The 19050-nt window shown below is 51.1% G+C and carries 18 protein-coding genes; 2 read left to right on the top strand and 16 right to left on the bottom strand.

Translation table 11 applies throughout. The features are described from left to right. From dapB to murJ, 7 genes are all read right to left on the bottom strand, one after another. On the bottom strand, window positions 1-392 hold a 392-nt coding region (dapB, locus tag MHN01_RS03950; RefSeq protein ID WP_239410133.1), incomplete at its 3' end, for a 4-hydroxy-tetrahydrodipicolinate reductase. Between the two features lie 122 nt (window positions 393-514). Beyond that, window positions 515-1456: a 4-hydroxy-3-methylbut-2-enyl diphosphate reductase gene (gene ispH, locus MHN01_RS03945; RefSeq protein ID WP_239410132.1), complete on the bottom strand. Its 942-nt coding sequence runs from the start codon at window positions 1454-1456 to the stop codon at window positions 515-517. A gap of 12 nt (window positions 1457-1468) precedes the next feature. Continuing rightward, on the bottom strand, window positions 1469-1903 hold the full coding sequence (gene fkpB / locus MHN01_RS03940; RefSeq protein WP_075762535.1) for an FKBP-type peptidyl-prolyl cis-trans isomerase: 435 nt from the start codon (window positions 1901-1903) through the stop codon (window positions 1469-1471). Between the two features lie 106 nt (window positions 1904-2009). After that, a complete protein-coding gene (lspA, locus tag MHN01_RS03935) occupies window positions 2010-2540 on the bottom strand; it encodes a signal peptidase II (protein WP_239410131.1) in 531 nt (176 codons plus the stop codon). Beyond that, window positions 2540-5386 carry an isoleucine--tRNA ligase gene (gene ileS, locus MHN01_RS03930; RefSeq protein WP_239410130.1) on the bottom strand — a complete coding sequence of 949 codons (2847 nt, stop codon included), beginning with the start codon at window positions 5384-5386 and terminating at the stop codon, window positions 2540-2542. The genes lspA and ileS overlap by 1 nt, the downstream gene beginning before the upstream one ends. Then, on the bottom strand, window positions 5383-6354 hold the full coding sequence (gene ribF, locus MHN01_RS03925; protein WP_239410129.1) for a bifunctional riboflavin kinase/FAD synthetase: 972 nt from the start codon (window positions 6352-6354) through the stop codon (window positions 5383-5385). The genes ileS and ribF overlap by 4 nt, the downstream gene beginning before the upstream one ends. A 120-nt stretch (window positions 6355-6474) precedes the next feature. Further along, window positions 6475-8034: a murein biosynthesis integral membrane protein MurJ gene (gene murJ, locus MHN01_RS03920; RefSeq protein ID WP_370646416.1), complete on the bottom strand. Its 1560-nt coding sequence runs from the start codon at window positions 8032-8034 to the stop codon at window positions 6475-6477. 209 nt (window positions 8035-8243) lie between these two features. On the opposite strand from murJ, the gene rpsT reads away from it, so the two are divergent. Continuing rightward, window positions 8244-8504, top strand: coding sequence for a 30S ribosomal protein S20 (rpsT, locus tag MHN01_RS03915; protein ID WP_075762540.1), 261 nt, complete (start codon window positions 8244-8246; stop codon window positions 8502-8504). Between the two features lie 69 nt (window positions 8505-8573). Here the strand turns inward: rpsT and MHN01_RS03910 are convergent, their stop codons facing one another. The 4 genes from MHN01_RS03910 to nhaA form a co-directional block, all read right to left on the bottom strand. Continuing rightward, complete coding sequence (locus MHN01_RS03910) at window positions 8574-8888, bottom strand: metalloregulator ArsR/SmtB family transcription factor (protein WP_239410128.1); 315 nt, start codon at window positions 8886-8888, stop codon at window positions 8574-8576. Between the two features lie 107 nt (window positions 8889-8995). Further along, entirely contained in the window at window positions 8996-9883 is an 888-nt protein-coding gene (gene nhaR / locus MHN01_RS03905) for a transcriptional activator NhaR (protein ID WP_239410127.1), read from the bottom strand. 113 nt (window positions 9884-9996) lie between these two features. Further along, window positions 9997-10263 carry a hypothetical protein gene (locus MHN01_RS03900; protein WP_239410126.1) on the bottom strand — a complete coding sequence of 89 codons (267 nt, stop codon included), beginning with the start codon at window positions 10261-10263 and terminating at the stop codon, window positions 9997-9999. Window position 10264: 1 nt separating this feature from the next. After that, window positions 10265-11422, bottom strand: a complete 1158-nt coding sequence (gene nhaA, locus MHN01_RS03895) for a Na+/H+ antiporter NhaA (RefSeq protein WP_239410125.1) — start codon at window positions 11420-11422, stop codon at window positions 10265-10267. A gap of 483 nt (window positions 11423-11905) precedes the next feature. Here nhaA and MHN01_RS03890 point away from each other — a divergent pair, with 483 nt between their 5' ends. Further along, window positions 11906-13048 (top strand): Na/Pi symporter, encoded by a 1143-nt coding sequence (locus MHN01_RS03890; RefSeq protein ID WP_239410124.1) that lies wholly within the window; start codon window positions 11906-11908, stop codon window positions 13046-13048. A 121-nt stretch (window positions 13049-13169) separates the two neighbouring features. Here the strand turns inward: MHN01_RS03890 and MHN01_RS03885 are convergent, their stop codons facing one another. The 5 genes from MHN01_RS03885 to rppH all read right to left on the bottom strand — a co-directional run bounded on the left by MHN01_RS03885 (window position 13170) and on the right by rppH (window position 18623). Beyond that, complete coding sequence (locus MHN01_RS03885; RefSeq protein WP_239410134.1) at window positions 13170-14021, bottom strand: thymidylate synthase; 852 nt, start codon at window positions 14019-14021, stop codon at window positions 13170-13172. Between the two features lie 113 nt (window positions 14022-14134). After that, a complete protein-coding gene (gene lgt / locus MHN01_RS03880) occupies window positions 14135-14941 on the bottom strand; it encodes a prolipoprotein diacylglyceryl transferase (protein WP_239410123.1) in 807 nt (268 codons plus the stop codon). 65 nt (window positions 14942-15006) lie between these two features. Beyond that, window positions 15007-15810: a sulfite exporter TauE/SafE family protein gene (locus MHN01_RS03875; protein ID WP_239410122.1), complete on the bottom strand. Its 804-nt coding sequence runs from the start codon at window positions 15808-15810 to the stop codon at window positions 15007-15009. 9 nt (window positions 15811-15819) lie between these two features. Continuing rightward, window positions 15820-18075, bottom strand: coding sequence for a phosphoenolpyruvate--protein phosphotransferase (ptsP, locus tag MHN01_RS03870; protein ID WP_239410121.1), 2256 nt, complete (start codon window positions 18073-18075; stop codon window positions 15820-15822). A 26-nt stretch (window positions 18076-18101) separates the two neighbouring features. After that, complete coding sequence (rppH, locus tag MHN01_RS03865; protein WP_239410120.1) at window positions 18102-18623, bottom strand: RNA pyrophosphohydrolase; 522 nt, start codon at window positions 18621-18623, stop codon at window positions 18102-18104. Between the last annotated feature and the right edge of the window lie 427 nt (window positions 18624-19050).

The following is a 19050-nucleotide window of genomic DNA, read 5'->3' as shown; positions in this document are numbered from 1 at the left end:
AGGTTAACCCCAACACTATAGTTAGGTGCCATTACAACTGGGATATGCTCTGCTGCCTGGTCAATCAGCAAACGCTCATCATCGCTGAAACCGGTCGTCCCGATGACAATTTTCTTGCCGTGCTGACGGCAAAACTCGATGTTCGCCAACGTGGCTACCGGTGCAGTAAAATCAATCAGAACGTCGAAGTCATCTTTAGCCGCTGCCAAATCGTCGACGATCGCCACTGAGACAACCCCGACACCAGCAAGCTCACCGGCATCAGCGCCTACAAGTGTCGAACCGCTGCGTTCTGTCGCAGCCCCCAGCTGTGCCTGCTCGGAAAGGTGTGTGGCTTTTAGCAGCTGGCGGCCCATGCGTCCTGCCGCTCCAGCAATCGCAATTCTAACCATTGCGTCTATTCTCCCTGTTTCTGGATCTTGTTTGTATTACGACAATGTAGCCTGTTGGTGAATATAAAAAAAGCCCCGGCAGTGGCCGGGGCTTAATTCGAGATTCGATTCGTACCGTCTAGCTAGACATTTTTAACCTGTAGCTCACGCGGTACTTCGAAGAACATATTTTCTTCTCGGCCGCTCAGCTCTTCCACTTCCGCGCCGCTCAACTGCCGAATGCGCTCAATAATCTGGTTGACCAGCTCTTCCGGTGCCGATGCGCCCGCAGTGACGCCAACCTTGCTTTTGCCTTCAAACCAGACGGCTTCGACATCTTCCGGGCAGTCTGTAAGGAATCCCGGCGTACCGAGCTTTTCAGCCAGTTCGCGCAGGCGGTTGGAGTTAGAGGAGTTTTTCGATCCCACCACGATCATCACATCGACAGCCTCGGCCATTTCACGCACCGCGTCCTGGCGATTCTGAGTGGCATAACAGATATCGTCTTTACGTGGCCCCTGAATATCAGGGAATACCTGGCGCAGCTTGTCGATCACATCTGCCGTTTCATCAACCGACAATGTTGTCTGGCTGACATAATGCAAATTTGACGGGTCTTTAACGGTTAGCTTTTCCACATCAGCTGGCGTCTCGACCAGATACATCCCGCCTGTTTCGCTGGCATATTGTCCCATGGTCCCTTCGACTTCAGGGTGGCCGGCATGGCCGATCAGGACAACTTCCATATTTCGGCGGCTGGCACGCGCCACTTCCATATGTACCTTGGTTACCAGCGGGCAAGTGGCATCGAATACCGTCAGCTGACGGGCTTTGGCCTCGTTGCGCACTGCCTGCGAGACACCGTGGGCAGAGAAAATCACAATATTGTCATCAGGGACTTCATGCAGCTCTTCGACAAAAATAGCACCACGCTGCTTGAGTCCCTCAACCACAAAGCGGTTATGGACGACTTCATGGCGGACATAGATTGGCGGCTGATACATTTCGAGTGCCCGCTCGACAATACTGATGGCACGGTCAACACCGGCACAAAAACCGCGTGGATTGGCTAATAAGATTTTCATTGCTAACAGCTCTTAATTTTCTATGGTCACAACTTCGACATCAAAGGTGACACGTTGCCCGGCAAGCGGATGATTGAAGTCTACAGTCACCGAGTCGCCGACAACATCAGTTATAATTCCGGGAATATCGTTACCATCAGGGCCGGCAAAAGCGATGATGGTTCCCACCTCGGCCGGCGCATCGGCACCGAACCTGGCTAAATCCACATGGTGGATGTTATCGGGGTTGGACAGACCGAATGCATCTTCCGGCTCAAGCGTAAAACTACTTGTCTGGCCTGCGGCCAATCCCAATAGACACTTTTCAAAATTATCCGTCAGGCTACCATCGCCCATCCGGAATTTTGCCGGCTTTCCCATCGCCTGAGTCGACTCTGCTACCGAGCCATCTTCCAGCTTGATGGCAAAGTGCATCAGTACTTCACTGCTTTCCGTAATTACCGACATGTAGGGTCCTTTTGTGTAGTGTCCGTTATATTTTATCCGCCCATTTAACAACAAAGCGCCGCCCGTATCAACGGACAGCGCTCAGGGTTATAGCTTGTAACGGCTTTTAGCGGTTAACTGGTTGTTTCTTCTTGTCGGCCAGGAAGCCTTCCAAAATAATCAACCCGGCACCACAGCAGATAGCAATATCGGCAATGTTGAATGCCGGCCAGTGATGAGTACCGACATAAAAGTCGAGAAAGTCGACAACAAAGCCGTGGTACAGGCGGTCAAATAAGTTACCGAGTGCACCACCGATAATCAGAGCATAGGCACTGTTGGCTAATCGGTTCGACGCCGGAGAACGACGCATCCAGAAAACCAACAGACTACATACCGCCAGTGCAATCGCCGTAAACAACCAGCGCTGCCAGCCTCCCGCATCACTCAAAAAACTAAATGCCGCCCCGTAGTTATGGACATAAAGCAGATTGAAGAACGGCAGCAGTTCAATACGGTTAGGCCAACCGTACTCCATGGTATTCATGACCAGCAGCTTGCTGCCAATGTCGAGTACAAACACCAGAGCTGCCAGCCAAAGCCAGCGAACTCCAGATTGTTTAAGCGACAGCGTTTGTTTCGGCGATATCTTAGTCATTAGGCAAACTTACGCTCTTCACCTTCGCCACTGATGTTGCTCACACAGCGACCACACACTTCCTCATGCCCTTCGATCGTGCCCACATCGGCCACATGGTGCCAACAACGGTCACACTTCGCCGCTTCAGAAGCTGCAACAGTAACAAACAGACCTTCAACGTCAGTGTCCTGAGCGCCTTCCGGCTTGCTGTCTGCAACCACAACTTCAGCCTTCGATGTCAGCATCACGAAGCGCAGCTCGTCTTCCAGCTTATTCAGCTTCGCAGCAAGCGCCTCGTTAGCATGAAGGGTCACTTCTGCCTGCAGCGCACCACCAATCACTTTATCTTTACGTGCGCCTTCAAGCAGCTTGTTCACAGCACCACGTACCTGCTGGATCTCAGCCCAGAACTCATTGTTCAGCTCTTCGCCTTCAGCCAGACCGAACAGGCCGTCGAACCACTCGCCCGTGAATACGAACTTGTCACGCTGCCCCGGCATCTCGTTCCAGATCTCATCGGCAGTGAACGACATGATCGGTGCCATCCAGCGAACCAATGCCTCGACGATGTAATACAGTGCCGTCTGACAGCTACGCTGCGCGTGGCCACCACTCTTCGCTGTGTACTGGCGGTCCTTGATCACATCCAGGTAGAAAGAACCCATTTCGATAGAACAGAACTGCATCAGGCGCTGAGTAACCGTGTGCAGGTTGTACTCGTCATACGCTTTGATGATTTCTTCCTGTGCTGCCATCGCCCGGCCCACGGCCCAACGGTCCAGCGCAACCATCTCTTCCGGAGCAACCAGGTCGGTTTCTGGGTTGAACCCGCTCAGGTTCGCCAGGAAGAAACGCGCCGTGTTACGGATACGACGGTACGCATCAGCAGAACGCTTAAGAATTTCATCAGAAACGGCGACTTCACCCGTATAGTCAGTCGACGCAACCCATAGGCGCAGGATATCGGCACCTAGCTTGTTGGTGACATCTTTAGGTGCAACCACGTTACCAATAGACTTCGACATCTTGCGGCCCTGGCCGTCAACGACGAAACCGTGGGTCAGAACCTGGTTGTAAGGTGCCTTGCCTTTCATCGCCACAGACGAAATCAGCGACGACTGGAACCAGCCACGGTGCTGATCCGAACCTTCCAGGTACAGATCGGCTGTGTTGCCATTGTACTCTTCGCGGCTATCAACCACGGAGAAATGGGTAACACCGGAGTCAAACCATACGTCCAGGGTATCCAGCACCTTCTCGTAGTTTGCTGCGTCTTCTTCACCCATCAGCTCGGCGTGGTCAAGATCCCACCATGCCTGAATACCTTTCTCTTCAACCAGCTTGGCAACTTTTTCAATCAGCTCAGGCGAGTTCGGGTGAAGTTCCTGTGTTTCTTTATGAACGAACAGGGCAATCGGCACACCCCAGGTGCGCTGACGTGAGATACACCACTCCGGACGACCTTCAACCATACCTTCGATACGGCTCTGACCCCACTCCGGCATCCACTGTACGTTTTTGATTTCTTCCAGCGCCTTGGCACGTAGACCCGCCTGATCCATCGAGACAAACCACTGCGGTGTTGCACGGAAAATGATCGGCGTCTTGTGGCGCCAGCAGTGCGGGTAGCTGTGCTCGTAAGCATGGTGGTGTAGAAGCGCACCGTGCTCTTTCAGCGTTTCAACAACAGCATCGTTGGCTTTGAATACATGCTGGCCTGCAAACAGTTCTGTATCAGGCAGATACACACCGTTGCTACCGACAGGGTTAGCCACCTCAAGACCGTACTTCTGGCCGACCGCAAAGTCTTCCTGGCCATGGCCAGGCGCGGTATGTACACAGCCAGTACCCGATTCAGTTGTAACGTGATCACCAAGGATTGCCGGTACGTCAAAGCTGTAGAACGGGTGGTTGAAGCGCATTAACTCCAGATCCGCACCTTTACAGAAGCCAAGGTTGTGGAAGTGCTCGATACCGGCACGATCCATAACCTCTTTTGCCAGCTCAGCTGCGACGATCAGACGCTGAGGCGCTTGTTCACCATCAGAGCTGCCTTCAGTCTGGATCAGCACATATTCAAGATCTTCACGGATAGCAACCGCACGGTTTGCCGGCAGTGTCCAAGGCGTTGTTGTCCAGATAACAATCGAGACATCACCCTGGCCTTCGTGGCCTTCCGCACAGCCAAACTTGGCAACAACGGCCGCTTCATCGACAGCTTTGAACTTCACGTCGATTGATGGCGAGACTTTATCTTTATACTCGACTTCCGCTTCTGCCAGTGCAGAACCACAGTCCGTACACCAGTGAACAGGCTTGAAGCCTTTTAGCAGGTGGCCCTGATCGGCAATCTTGCCCAGAGAACGAATGATGTTCGCTTCTGTTGCAAAATCCATTGTACGGTAAGGCTTGTCCCACTCACCCAGTACACCCAGGCGAATGAAGCTTTCTTTCTGACCTTCTACCTGACCGGCAGCGTAGGCGCGACACTTCTCGCGAAACTCAGCCGCTGTTACTTTATGGCCCGGCTTGCCGACTTTCTTCTCCACCATCAGTTCGATTGGCAGACCGTGGCAGTCCCAGCCCGGAATATAAGGTGCATCAAAGCCAGAAAGAGTCTTTGACTTAATAATAATGTCTTTAAGAATCTTGTTCAGTGCGTGACCAATGTGAATATCACCGTTGGCATATGGAGGGCCATCGTGTAATACGAAGGATTTTTTACCCTTCTTGGCTTTACGGATCTCACCGTAAAGATCTTCATCATACCAACGCTTAAGCATCGCAGGCTCACGGTTGGCTAGATTGCCTCGCATCGGAAACCCTGTTTCAGGCAGGTTCAGGGTATCTTTATAGTCGCTCATTGATTCTCGATTCCGTTACTTGGGCGAAGTTGGACATTATTACGCTCAGACAGCCACACCCGTGCCGTTTGAGCATCACGCTCTATTTGCGCTTTTAGCGCATCAAATGATTCAAATTTAATTTCGTCACGCAGCTTATAGTGCAGCACAACTTCAATCTGACGTCCGTAGAGATCAGACTGGAAATCAAACAGGTGTACCTCAAGTTGCTGACGTACACCATTGACTGTCGGCCGACGGCCGACATTGGCCACTCCCGGAACGGGAGCACCTTCGACACCGAAGACCTCTACCGCGTAGACACCGGAAACCGGTGACACTCGTCGCTTGAGAGGGACATTCGCCGTCGGAAAGCCGATTGTTCGGCCGAGTTTTCGTCCGTGGGATACCCGCCCGCTTATACTGTACGGACGGCCCAGCATCACCTCGGCCTGCTGCAAGTTGTCACTTGCCAACGCCTGGCGAATCGCCGTGCTGCTGACCCTCTGCTCAGAGACACAGAAGCTCTGTGTGCTGACAACGGTAAAGCCATATTCCCTGCCGGCTGCTACCAGCATAGCAAAATCCCCGCTTCGGCCCTTGCCGAAGCGAAAATCATCGCCGACTACCAGAAACTTAACACCCAATTGCTCGACCAACAAGCGGCGAACAAAATCTTGCGCCGTCATATCGGCAAAATGGGCATTAAAATTGACGCAAAGCAAACGATCTACACCAACTTGCTTCAGCTGCAAGTACTTATCACGAAAACGTGTCAGCCTTGCCGGTGCCTTTTCACCTGCAAATAGTTCCATCGGCTGCGGTTCAAAGCTCATTACCGTGGCCGGGCATCCCAGCTCATGCGCTTTGGCCAGAACCCGGCGCAGCACCGCCTGGTGGCCTAAGTGAACACCATCAAAATTACCAATCGTCAACACGTTACCGTGATGCTCTGGCTTGATATTATGTATACCTCGGATTAATTCCATGCGCCGCTTTCATTTTCGCAGAGTGAAAAACTGACGGATTATATACTACTCTGCGCCCATCATACCAATCTGAATCTGATTCTGACTAGTTCACCACATTAATTGAGGCACTTAAGCCAATCATCCCTCGGCCTTCAAATGATGCAGGCGGACTCCCAGTACAAGCACGGTCACCAAATAGGCAGCTGCACCAAGAGCAATCAGACCGGCCAGCCAGAGAACCCGGTAGCTCAGGCTCCAGGCCAACCATTGGCTCATGGCCGGCAGCACCCACAACAGTGCAGTAACCATCACCGCCCCGGCCAGCGCCAAACGCAGCACAAACAGCAAGGTTGTTTTTGATACCCGGTAGACATTGGCACGATGCAGGCCACGGTAGAGCAAGGAGGCATTCACCAGCGCCGACAGTGCCGTTGCCAATGCCAGTCCGATGTAGCCATACAGGTAAGCAAAAATCGCATTAAACACCATATTGGTCAGCATGGCGATGATGCCGTAGCGCACGGGCGTCTTGGTATCCTGACGGGCATAATATCCCGGCGCCAATACCTTGATTAACATGAAATTTAACAACCCTGACGCATAGGCAAGCAACGACAGTGATGCCTGTTCGACATCCGCCGGGGAAAACTCCCCACGCATGAACAACACCATCAGCATCGGCTTGGCCAGTACCATCAGTCCCAGCATTGCAGGGATCCCCAGCAGCAATACCATGCGGACGCCCCAGTCCATAGTCTGAGCAAAATGCTCGCTGCTTTTCTCGACATGCTTGCGAGACAGGGCCGGCAGGATCACCGTGGCTATCGCAATCCCGAACAGTCCGAGCGGGAACTCCAGCAAACGATCCGAGTAGTACAGCCAGCTAATCGAGCCTGTCATCAGAAAGCTGGCAATAAAGGTATCAAACAGCAAGTTGATCTGACTGACCGATACCCCGAAAAGGGCAGGGATCATCAGGGTGCGTATTTTGGTAACGCCAGGGTCGTTCCATCCCCATTGTGGCTTGACCAACATTCCCTCTTTATATAGGAAAGGGATCTGGAACAGAAACTGGATCAGGCCGCCAAGAAAAACCCCGATAGCCAGACCGATTTCCGGCTGCTCCAGATTGGGAGCCAGGAACCAGGCACAGCCAATGATGGCGACATTGAGAAACACCGGCGTGAAAGACGATACCGCAAATTTACCCAGGGTATTGAGAATCGCCCCAGACAGGGCAACAAAGGTAATAAACCATAAATAAGGAAAAGTGATTTTCAACAGCAGGCTGGCCAGCTCAAACTTCGGCGCCGACGGCCCGTCGTTCAGCCAGTCAATAAACCACCCCGCCCCGAACAGAGCAGTTACAATGCCGGAGCCCAAGACACCAAACAGGGTCACAACGGTGACGATGACGCCAAGGGTACCTGATGCCCGGGCAATCAGCTGGCGGGTCTTGTCCATATCTTCGGATGCATGACACTCTGTCAGTACCGGTACAAACGCCTGTGAAAAAGCGCCCTCGGCAAAAAGCCGGCGTAAAAAATTAGGAATTTTGTTGGCAAAGAAGAAAACATCAGCCGCGGCTCCTGCTCCCATCAGGTTAGCCACCACCACATCTCGCACCAAACCCAGCACCCGAGAGACCAAAGTCATAGTGCTGACTATCAGTCCGGAGCGCAAAAGACGCTTACTCACAAAAAAAACCTCATAAAGATAGCCCAGAAAGGTGACTTACAGGGCGAAAAGCTGGTAAAATCTGCCGCCATATTAACCGTGTTAATCCGCAAGTGCCAACTCTGTTGGTTAGGCGGTTATTTGCACAAATCATTTGACAATCTTTGGTTTTGCAGGCATAGTCCTCGGCCTTAAATTGTCACCGTACCAAGAATTTGGGAGTTACACCCTTGGCAAATATCAAATCTGCTAAGAAACGTGCTATCACTTCTGAGAAACGTCGCCAGCACAACGCTAGCCGTCGTTCAATGATGCGCACTTTCTTCAAAAAAGTTATCGCTGCTATCGAAGCTGGCAACAAAGAAGCTGCTTCTCAGGCGTTCGCTGAAATGCAACCTGTTATGGACCGCATGGCTACTAAAGGCCTGATCCACAAAAACAAGGCTGCACGTCATAAAGCACGTCTAGCTGCGAAAATCAAAGCTCTTTAATTGAAGAGTTGCGATTGAGCATTAAAAAAACCGGCATCAGCCGGTTTTTTTATACCTGAAATTCAGATCTTACGCTTCATTGGTATTGTCAGCACTGCAATACATTTTATGCAGCAGTTCAATCATCGCCCGAACTTCTTCGCTCTTTAAGCGATAATAAACCGTCTGAGCCACTTTCCTGGTCTCAACCAGGCCATCTCGACGAAGCCATGCCAAATGCTGAGAGAGTGCAGACTGGCTCAAGCCCAGCTTGTCACTCATCATTCCCACTGACATTTCCCCTTCCAGCAAGTAGCACAGAATAAACAAACGTCGTTCATTCGCCATGGCTTTCAGCAATGCTACGGCCTTGGGAGCATTCTGCTCCATCTGCTGCAGTTCCATTCTTCCACCATTATTAAAATTAAGTTAATGCTAATGTACTTAATTTATGCCGGGTTTACTAGCCATCAATGTTGAATTCCCGTGCTAACCGCCGGAAATTCGCAACATTATTTAAACATCTTGCCGAAATCAGCCTCGCAGATCTTCTTTACTGCCGGGTGCATGATCATCCGCTCAGCAAAAATCACATAATATTCTTCCTTGATCTCTTTCACCCGCTTCACCTCGCAGATGGTATTGGACTCAACAATCTCCATCGCATAGATTGAAGGCGCAACGAACATGGACTGATGGTAGGAGCCAAACGCCTTCATCAGCGCGGCATCGTCAAACTCACCAAGAATGTTCGGGGTGATCCCCTGCTGATCAAACCAGTGGTGCAGCTTACGGCCCATGGCGGTACGGCGACCCGGTACCAGCAGCTTGTAATCTTCGATACAGGCGGGAAAATTGAGTGCCTTGGCCGGCTTGGAGCAGAAAAAGCTCATGGTCGATTCGCCCAGCTTTTTACTATACAGGCCGGGGCTTTGGGTTGAGTCCACCGGGCAATCCGACAGAATCATATCCAGCTTATGCTGGGAGAGCTGCTCCAGCAGCATCTCGTGGGTAGACTCATAGCAGCGGAGGTGAATCCGCTCATCTTCCGGGATCCCTTCTAGCAAGATCTTGCTGACAAGACGCTTGGAGAGTGCATCGGCCACGCCCACTTCCAGCAACTGGTTTTCACGCTGGGTATAGTTAACGATATCCAGCATTTCGTAACTCAGGTCAAACATCTTGTCGGCATACTTAAACACGAGCTGTCCCAGCTCGGTCGGCTCGATGTTCCGTCCGACACGTTTGGTCAGCTTGCCTTTAAGCCTCTCTTCCAACGCCCGGATCTGTCCGGTTACCGTCTGCGGGGCCAAAAACAAGGCATCCGCGGCTTTGGTCACAGAGCCCTGCTTGCAAACCATCCAGAAATAATAGAGGTGGTTGTAATTTAGATGAGACATCCTGTTTTGCTAACTTCCCAGATATAAAAAACCCCAGACGCGCAGCTTACGCTGTGCCTCCGGGGTCTTCAACTATAATCCTCTCGGGAATGATTAACCGAGCAAATATCTCATCAGTTTGTAGACTGAATCGACTTTTTCTCTATCTGGACAGTCTTACGGTAACGCTCTCCTACACGTTGCTCCAGCGCGCGTGAGCGGAATGTCTCTTCCTGCTCAATCATCGCGGTGTCTTCAACGCTAGCCTTACCATGGCTAAGACCGGCCAAATAGGCCTGACAAACTTCCGTGTTACTGTTATTGATGCAACTGTCATAATCAGGTGCCGCGATGGCAGCTGAAGATGTCAGTAATGCAACGATTAGAAGATAACGCTTCATATTATGCCTCCGTTTTTGGCAGAGAACGGCTCAGTAAGAAATAACCCAATACAGCTGATAGAGTTGACCCCAACAAGATCCCTAGACGCGAGTAGGTGCTGAAGTCATCTGGCGCGCCGACAAAAGCCAGCGACGAGATAAAGATAGACATGGTAAAGCCAATACCACACAGCACTGACACTGCCGAAATATGCGTAAAGCCGATGCCGTCAGGCAGCTTTGCAATTCCGCTTTTTACCGCAATATAGCTAGCCGAGAAGATCCCCAGCGGCTTACCAACGAGCAGACCAAGCGCAATACCAAGCGGCAGCATAGATGTCAGGCTTTCTACCGATACACCTTCCAGTGAGATACCGGCGTTGGCAAAAGCAAACAGCGGCAGAATCAAGAACGCTACATACGGGTGCAGAGCATGCTCAAGGTGCTTCAGCGGCGAATGCTTCTCAGAGCTGCCATCCTCACCCGAAAGCGGTATCGCAAAGCCAAGTACAACACCGGCCAGCGTGGCATGTACACCAGATTTCAACACACTGAACCACAGGATCAGACCAACAACTATATACCAGGACAACTTGGTAACATTCTTGGCATTCATGACAAACAGCGCTGTCGTCGCCGCGAAGGCTACAGCCAATGCGATAGTAGACAGGTCGCTGCTGTAGAACAGCGCAATAATGACGATAACGCCAAGGTCATCAATAATCGCCAGCGCCAGCAAGAAGGCTTTCAGCGATACCGGTACACGCGGCCCCAGCAGTGCCATCACACCTAATGCAAATGCAATATCGGTCGCGGCAGGAATTGCCCAGCCTTTAGCTGCCATCGGATCGGAAAAGTTAAAGGCAAAGTAGACCAGGGCCGGTGCAACCATTCCACCAACAGCTGCAATTGCCGGGAAGATCGCTTTCTCTTTCGTATTTAGTGCGCCTTCGATTAGCTCACGCTTTACTTCCAAGCCAATTAGCAAGAAGAAAATAGCCATCAGACCATCATTGATCCAATGCGATACAGAGAGACCTGCAACGTAGGAATGCAACGTCCCGTTGTAAAGAGGCTCCAATGGCGAGTTCGCAACCATCATTGCGATCGCAGCAGCGATAATCAAAATAATACCGCCAGCGGACTCTAATTTGAGAAAATTACGAATTGCATCGGTCATCGACCGTAACTCCTTTACATGAAACAAATATCACAACGAATATGTAAATTTAGTTTAGTCGTCACACTGCTGGTGTGGGAAATCGTTTGTTTAGAGATTAAGACTCGGAAAAACCGAAGTATTGGGGCTATAACAAAGTAATATCCGCACAATAGATTTTAAGCTGTCATAAAGCGTCTTATTTCCTACTGCCAATTTGCTCAGTAGGTGGAAAAAATAGCTAAATTTCACTCATTGAAGAGCAAAATATCTCGTTTACCGCAATTTTACAAAAAACCAAAAAATAACAATTAAAACAATTATTTAAATTAAAAGGTAAAGTAATAATTACACTTCTTCATAGTCTTGCCGGTCACAAAATAAGCACAAATTCACTTTATGACAGACAGTGTCATATTTCTGAAATATTCGATCTCTACCATCGCCCCCAGATTTCAAATAAATGAAACCCAAACGACATCTTCTTGTCATGGAGAAATGATTATGACTACCCAAGCCACTACTGCTGAGCCAATGAACAGCTCTATGCGCTGGGTCCGCTGGGCAAACCTGGCGTTCATGCTTTACGTTCTACTTGTTGCTGTATCTATGGTCAGCAGCGGCTTTAAATGGTCGGTAGGCGAGCAGGCTAAAACGCTGTTTGAATTTGCTTCCCACCCTATCGCCGGTCTAATGATTGGCCTGGTGGCAACATCGCTTATTCAGTCGTCCAGTACTGTTACTTCAATCATCGTAGGCCTTGTTGCTGGCGGCCTGCCGGTTGAAACGGCAATCCCAATGGTAATGGGTGCCAACATCGGTACAACCCTGACCAACACCCTGGTTAGCCTTGGCCATGCACGCTGCAAGGATGAGTTCCGTCGTGCGTTTGCAAGTGCAACAGTCCACGACTTCTTCAACCTGCTTGCTGTTGTGATCTTCCTGCCGCTAGAGATGATGTTCGGCCTGCTGGACAAAGTATCCTCATGGCTGGTATCGCCTATGATGGGTGCTGGTGATATGAGCATGAAGGGACTTAACTTCATGAAGCCGCTTACCAAACCAGCGGTGGAAGTCGTAAAAGGTCCACTGGAAGCATTTGGCAATATGGGTGGCGTAGTTCTGATTTTCATCGGTATTGCACTTATCTTCGTAGCGATTACGGCTATGGGCAAGCTAATGCGCAGCCTGATGGTTGGCCGTGCTCGTGAAATTCTAAAGAGTGCAATCGGCCGTGGCCCGCTTCACGGTATCGCCTCTGGCTCCATCGTGACGATTCTGGTTCAGTCTTCTTCTACGACAACCAGCCTGATGGTACCACTGGTAGGTACTGGTGTGCTGAAGGTACGTGATGTGTATCCTTTCACCCTAGGTGCCAACATCGGTACGTGTATCACAGCCCTGCTGGCTGCAACGGCAATCTCTGGTGACAACGCAGTATTTGCCCTGCAAATCGCTCTGGTACACCTGTCGTTCAACGTACTGGCGACCCTGTTTATCTTTGGTATCCCGCTGCTGCGTGAGCTACCACTGAAAGCAGCTTTCTACCTGGGTGAGATGGCGACCAAGAACAAAATGGCTGTTGCCGGTTACCTTGGCCTGGTCTTTGTGGCAATCCCGAGCACTATCCTTGCCGTGACAGCTTAAGCGCAAGCCAAAACCAAACAAGAAAAAAGCCCCGCAATGCGGGGCTTTTTGTTGTTCTGAATATCAATACCGGGGAACAAAGTATTTCAGGCGTGAATTTTTGTTACCCGGGGAAACAGTTTTATACAGAAAAAGGGTACCGAATTGGCTCGTGATGCTGGTAGCCCACCACCTCAAAATCATCCATCGTCACCCAGGTCTCCAAATCTTCCAGCGTTTTGATGTCTGGGTTGATATTCAGCTGAGGTGAAGGAAACGGCTCGCGTTTAAGCTGAACATCACGCATAAGCTCCAGCTGATCTTCGTAGATGTGGGCGTTGATGATCTTATGGTAGGCCTGACCTGGTTTCTTGCCTGTGATCTGCGCCATTAATGCCAACAAGGTATAGACCTGGATCTGGTTAAAATTCAGGCCGAGCGGTACATCGCAAGAACGCTGGTAGCTGGTCAGATACAGGGTATCACCCAGCAGCGAGAACGTGTGGGTGTGCATGCATGGGCGCAGACAGCCCATATCAAATTCACCTGGATTATAGAACGTCAGGATCTCACCACGGTCATCAATACCCCGACAGAGATCATCGACAATCTTGCGCAGCTGATCGATGGTTGAGCCATCCGGCTTGCGCCAGCTCCGTCCCTGAACCCCGTACACCCGGCCCATGTCGTCGTGCCCCTTGCGGTGCGGGTTGTTCAGCCATGCCTGGTTGTCGTTGGCATTCATGTCCCAGGTCTTGGTTCCCAGGGCCCTGAAGTCGGCAGCATTGTCATAACCGCGAATATAACCCAGCAACTCCGCAATAGCTGCTTTCCAGTAGCTCTTGCGAGTTGTGATCAAAGGGAACTGGTTATTTGCCACGTCATAGGTCAAGTCAGCATTTACCACCGTCAGGCAACGCTTGCCGGTTCGTTCGTTCTCTATCCATACACCGTCATCGACAATCCGCTGACACAGATCCAAATATTGTTTCATCATCCCGCCCGTTAATTTCTTAGCTGTACCAGTAAGGTACAATTGCACCCAATATTATCAGAATACAAAAAAGGCAGCACCCTTGAGTGCTGCCTTGGTTAAAATGTCTGCGCTTACACGGTGGTATTTCTCGGCTGGGTTTTATACGCCCACAGCATCATCAGCAAGCCACCGATCACCATCGGCAACGATAGGATTTGTCCCATGCTGATCCAACCGCCAAACAGTCCCAAATGGGCATCTGGCTCACGGAAGTACTCGACGATAAAACGGAAACTGCCGTAGCCGAACAGGAACAGTCCTGACACCGCCCCGGCAGGGCGCGGCTTGCGAATAAACAGGTTCAGGATGATCAGCAGTACCAGGCCTTCGAGGAAAAACTCATACAGCTGGGACGGGTGGCGCGGTAGCGGCCCGCCAGTCGGAAATACCATTGCCCATGGCACATCCGTCGTACGTCCCCACAGCTCGCCATTGATAAAGTTGCCCAAGCGGCCGACTCCTAGGCCAAACGGTACCAGCGGCGCGACAAAGTCGGCCACATTGAAAAAGGTCCGGCCGTGCTTGTAGGCATACCAGAACATCGCGGTAATCACACCAAGCAACCCGCCATGGAACGACATTCCCCCGGTCCACACCTTAAACAGGTAGAGCGGGTTATCCAGAAACAGGTCGAAGTTATAGAAGAGCACATAACCGATACGTCCGCCAAGGACAACGCCGAGGAAGCCGGCAAAAAGCAGATCGCTGACCTGCTCCCGGGTCCAGCCACTGCCCGGCTTATCCGCCCGGCGGTTGGCCAGCCACATGGCAAAGACAAACCCCAGTAGATACATCAGGCCGTACCAGCGAATTGCTAGCGGACCAATCTCAATCAAAATCGGGTCAATGTTTGGAAACGTCAAATAACCTTGGCTCATTCAGTCTATCTCAGAAAACAGGGGGAAAGAAAACGCACTGTCTGCGTGCTTTCCGTCCTAATCAATTATCCCAAAAACATCTCCATGCTGATAAACAGCAAGAAGACGGCAAATATCTTTTTCAATGTCATAGTCGGCAAACGGCTGACCAAAGCAGCACCATAACGGGTCGTGATCATTGAGGTCATTACAATACCAAGCAATGCCGGAAGATACACATAGCCAATACTCATTGGCGGCAGCGTCTCGTCACCGAGGCCAGCAGTAATGAACCCCACCATTCCCGCTACCGCGATCAATGCTCCAGATAATGAGGCACTGCCTATCGCGCGGCGCATTTCAACTCCGTGCAAGCTGAGGTAGGGCACAGTTAACGACCCGCCGCCAATCCCGGCCAGACTCGATACAACCCCAATCACTCCGCCACTGCATACCGTCGCCATTGGCCCAGGCAGAGGACGCATGCTGGTCATTCGCATCGACGCCAGCATTTGCAATGCCAGCAGCAGAACAATCACAGCAAAAATTCTCGGTAACAGTGCCGTCGGCACCAGCTCGGCAATCACGCTACCGCCAAGCCCGCCGATAATCACCCCCGGTGCCAGTGTTTTCACAATCGAAAAGTCGACATTTCCCAGTTTAATGTGATTACGGGCCGATGAACCGGAGGTCAGTACAATACTGGCCAACGAGGTCGCCAGTGCTATATGCATTACCAGCTCACTGTCGATTCCTGCCCGCGGCAACAGCCAAACCAGTGCTGGCACCACCACCAGCCCACCACCGATACCAAGCAAACCTGCCAGCAAGCCAACGCCACTGCCCAGAATCAGGCACATGGCAAACAACCATAACGCATTATCTATCATTTTAACCTACTACTTACCGGCACGGATAAACCCACCTAAACCGCGCTCGTCAACAAACTCCGTTGTTTGGGCACGCACATCATCAGCGAATGTTGCCTGCAAAGCAAATCGACTTAACTGCTCCATTTCGTTCACCGATATATGGCGCAAAATATACTTAATCCGGGCAACATTGCGGGTATTCATACTCAGGGAGCGATAGCCCATTCCTACCAGTAGCAATGCTCCAATCGGATCACCGGCCAGTTCGCCACAGACACTAACCGGGATATTCAAACCCTGGCTGGTATCGATAATATGCTTCATTGCATGGAGCACGGCCGGGTGCAGTGCATCATAGACACTTGCGACCCGGGAATTGTTCCGATCTACGGCGAGTAAATATTGCGTCAGGTCGTTACTGCCGACAGAAATAAAATCGACCTTTCCTTTCAGTGCCGACAACTGGTACAAAATTGACGGTACCTCGATCATAATACCGATTCTTGGTCGTTTCAGTACCTGCCCATGTTCCTCGGCATATTTCGCCACTTCGTCAAAAGCACGCTCAATCAAAACCTTCGATTCATCCAACTCGGCAATGCCGGATATCATCGGCAGCAAGATATCCATATTCTCCAGGCCGATGCTGGCCTTGAGCATGGCCCTGACCTGGATCAGAAAAATTTCGGGATGATCGAGCGTAAAACGGATCCCCCGCCAGCCCAGAAAAGGGTTATCCTCTTCGATAGCCAGATAAGGTAACGGCTTGTCACCCCCGACATCCAGGGTCCGCATTACCACCTGCTTGTCACGGTAGGTCGATAAAATAGCCCGGTACTGTACCGTCTGCTCTTCTTCCGACGGAAAGCTGCGCTGCAACAAGAAAGGCACTTCGGTTCGATACAGCCCGACCCCATCGACCCCCTGGTTCACAGCAATACTGGTATCAGCGCTCAGGCCCGCATTCAGGTGTATGTGAATCCGCTGATTATCCTGGGTATAAGATGCCTTACCTAGCTCCTCTTCGACCGTCTTGGTCAGCTCATCTTCTTCCTTGAGCAGCCGGTTATATTCTGCGAGAACATGCCGGTTGGGGTTAACCAGAAAGTCCCCCCGGTATCCGTCAACAATGACCTTACAGTTGTGGACTTTCTCGGGAACAAAGTCGACTCCCATAATCGCTGGCAGGCCCAGCGCCCGCGACAGGATTGCTGCATGTGAGTTAGCAGCACCTTCCTGGGCGACAACCGCTGCCAGCTTGTCCCGCGGAATACTGGCCAACATAGCCGCAGTCAGCTCCCGGGTCAGCAGTACAATCGGCTCATCCCATTGGTGCTCGACGACATCATCATTATGGAGGAAAAACAACAGGCGCTGGCCCAGCTCGCGAATATCCTGCGCCCGCTCTTTGAGGTAGTCATCTTTCATGTTGGCAAAGCGATCGGAATATGCCTCAACCACCTGACGGATCGCCCACTCAGCCTGATCGCCGGCGGCAATTTTGGCAAATAGATCTTTGCGCAGCATAGGATCATTGAGCAGGTGACTGAACAGGTCGAAGATGGCCAGCGTCTCTTTATGTAACTCGCTGTCAAAACGCTTACGCAGGCGGCGGAATTCGGCACTGGCAAGCTCAATCGCAATGCTTAACCTTTCCTGCTCTGCCTCAAGATCGAGGCAGGATGCCGGTGATACCTGTTCCAGACGCGGCTGGTTATCATCCCACCAGGCACGGGCTACCGCCACCCCGGTCGAGGCAGCCGAGCCAATCAAGTGCAGGCCATCACGTTGGTCCGGCCACATTCCCTGAGCCTTGGCATGGGCAAGGATCACCGCCAGCTGCGCCGCCAGCGTGACCATAAAAGACTCTTCGCTTTCATCGAACTCACGTCGCTGCCGCTGCTGAATAACCAAGACCCCCAGCACCTGGCGCTGGTGAATAATGGGGGTGCCAAAGAAAGAACCGAAAGACTCTTCGCCAATACCGGGGAAGAGTTTGAAATGGGGATGATGCCGGGCATCGGCAACATTGATAGGTTCAGCGCGGCTGCCAACCAGCCCCACCAACCCTTCACCGAAATCCAGCTTGATCTGATAGTGGGGCTTGGTGAGTCCCTGTGTAGCCATCAAGGTAAATTGTTGTCGCTCGTGATCGGCAATATAGACAGAGCAACATTCTGTCTTCATGGCCTGGCAGGTGCTGACAACAAGCTGATCGAGCGCTTCAATCAAACTTGGGGCGCTTGCGACTTTTTCAACAATTTCTCTTAGCTGCGTCAGCATAGTAAACCTTATCCGGTAATCCTGAGTTATCCCCGCTTGCCTCTACGCTTCATCTTGCGCTCTTTTCTCTCTTTGAAAGGCATGGCCATTGCCGCAAACTCCTTTAGCGCCCGTCGGTAGACATCACGCTTAAAAGACACGACCTGACGAACCGGGTACCAGTAACTCACCCAACGCCAGCCATCAAACTCAGGCGTGTTGCCACGCTGCATATTCACCTTTGACTCATCACATTCCAGGCTGAGCAAAAACCATTTTTGCTTTTGCCCGATACAAACAGGTTTAGAGTCCCACCTTACAAGACGCTTCGGTAATTTATAACGTAGCCAATGCCGGCTTGACGCCAAAATTCGGACATCTTTCTTGGTAAGCCCTACTTCCTCATACAGTTCACGGTACATGGCTTGTTCCGGGGTCTCCCCCTCATCAATGCCGCCTTGCGGAAACTGCCAGGAATGTTGTCCATATCGTCGAGCCCAGAATACTTGGCCATGGCTATTACAGATCACAATCCCTACATTAGGGCGGTATCCATCGCCATCAATCACTGGACGACCTCAAGTATAAATCTCTATTAACAGTGATTTTTTCACAGACGATGCAACGGGTAAACAAACATTCTAATTAATAACCGTTTTTTCCTACCTAGCACTCAGTTTCTGGATAACTTCGAATGGCCGACGAGTTTATAAACAGACAAATGAGACCTATGCCACATTTATACACGCTTTCTGTGGATAGATTTGTGCAGAAGCTCTATTCCAGCCTGATTCAAGCCAGTTCTTGTTTCTTGCTATTTTATGGCACACATCAAAAACAGCAAACAAACACATTATAAAACAAAAGATTAAATCATCACACAAAACAAAAGAGCCATGACATTGAATAATCATCCACACTAGAAAAACAGATCGGTCAAAGATCAACCAATAGCACGTTTATCCACTCCTCCCATAGCCAACTGCTGATTTATCA

Origin of the sequence: Photobacterium sp. OFAV2-7 (assembly GCF_022347985.1) — a bacterium.
GTDB lineage: Bacteria > Pseudomonadota > Gammaproteobacteria > Enterobacterales > Vibrionaceae > Photobacterium.
This window is presented reverse-complemented; position numbering and strand designations above follow the sequence as displayed.

Excerpts from the sequence above, each read along its gene's own strand:
- ispH (WP_239410132.1), bottom strand. The coding sequence starts at position 1,456 with ATGAAAATCTTATTAGCCAATCCACGCGGTTTTTGTGCCGGTGTTGAC.
- fkpB (WP_075762535.1), bottom strand. The coding sequence starts at position 1,903 with ATGTCGGTAATTACGGAAAGCAGTGAAGTACTGATGCACTTTGCCATC.
- lspA (WP_239410131.1), bottom strand. The coding sequence starts at position 2,540 with ATGACTAAGATATCGCCGAAACAAACGCTGTCGCTTAAACAATCTGGA.
- ileS (WP_239410130.1), bottom strand. The coding sequence starts at position 5,386 with ATGAGCGACTATAAAGATACCCTGAACCTGCCTGAAACAGGGTTTCCG.
- ribF (WP_239410129.1), bottom strand. The coding sequence starts at position 6,354 with ATGGAATTAATCCGAGGTATACATAATATCAAGCCAGAGCATCACGGT.
- MHN01_RS03910 (WP_239410128.1), bottom strand. The coding sequence starts at position 8,888 with ATGGAACTGCAGCAGATGGAGCAGAATGCTCCCAAGGCCGTAGCATTG.
- nhaR (WP_239410127.1), bottom strand. The coding sequence starts at position 9,883 with ATGTCTCATCTAAATTACAACCACCTCTATTATTTCTGGATGGTTTGC.
- MHN01_RS03900 (WP_239410126.1), bottom strand. The coding sequence starts at position 10,263 with ATGAAGCGTTATCTTCTAATCGTTGCATTACTGACATCTTCAGCTGCC.
- nhaA (WP_239410125.1), bottom strand. The coding sequence starts at position 11,422 with ATGACCGATGCAATTCGTAATTTTCTCAAATTAGAGTCCGCTGGCGGT.
- MHN01_RS03890 (WP_239410124.1), top strand. The coding sequence starts at position 11,906 with ATGACTACCCAAGCCACTACTGCTGAGCCAATGAACAGCTCTATGCGC.
- MHN01_RS03885 (WP_239410134.1), bottom strand. The coding sequence starts at position 14,021 with ATGAAACAATATTTGGATCTGTGTCAGCGGATTGTCGATGACGGTGTA.
- lgt (WP_239410123.1), bottom strand. The coding sequence starts at position 14,941 with ATGAGCCAAGGTTATTTGACGTTTCCAAACATTGACCCGATTTTGATT.
- MHN01_RS03875 (WP_239410122.1), bottom strand. The coding sequence starts at position 15,810 with ATGATAGATAATGCGTTATGGTTGTTTGCCATGTGCCTGATTCTGGGC.
- ptsP (WP_239410121.1), bottom strand. The coding sequence starts at position 18,075 with ATGCTGACGCAGCTAAGAGAAATTGTTGAAAAAGTCGCAAGCGCCCCA.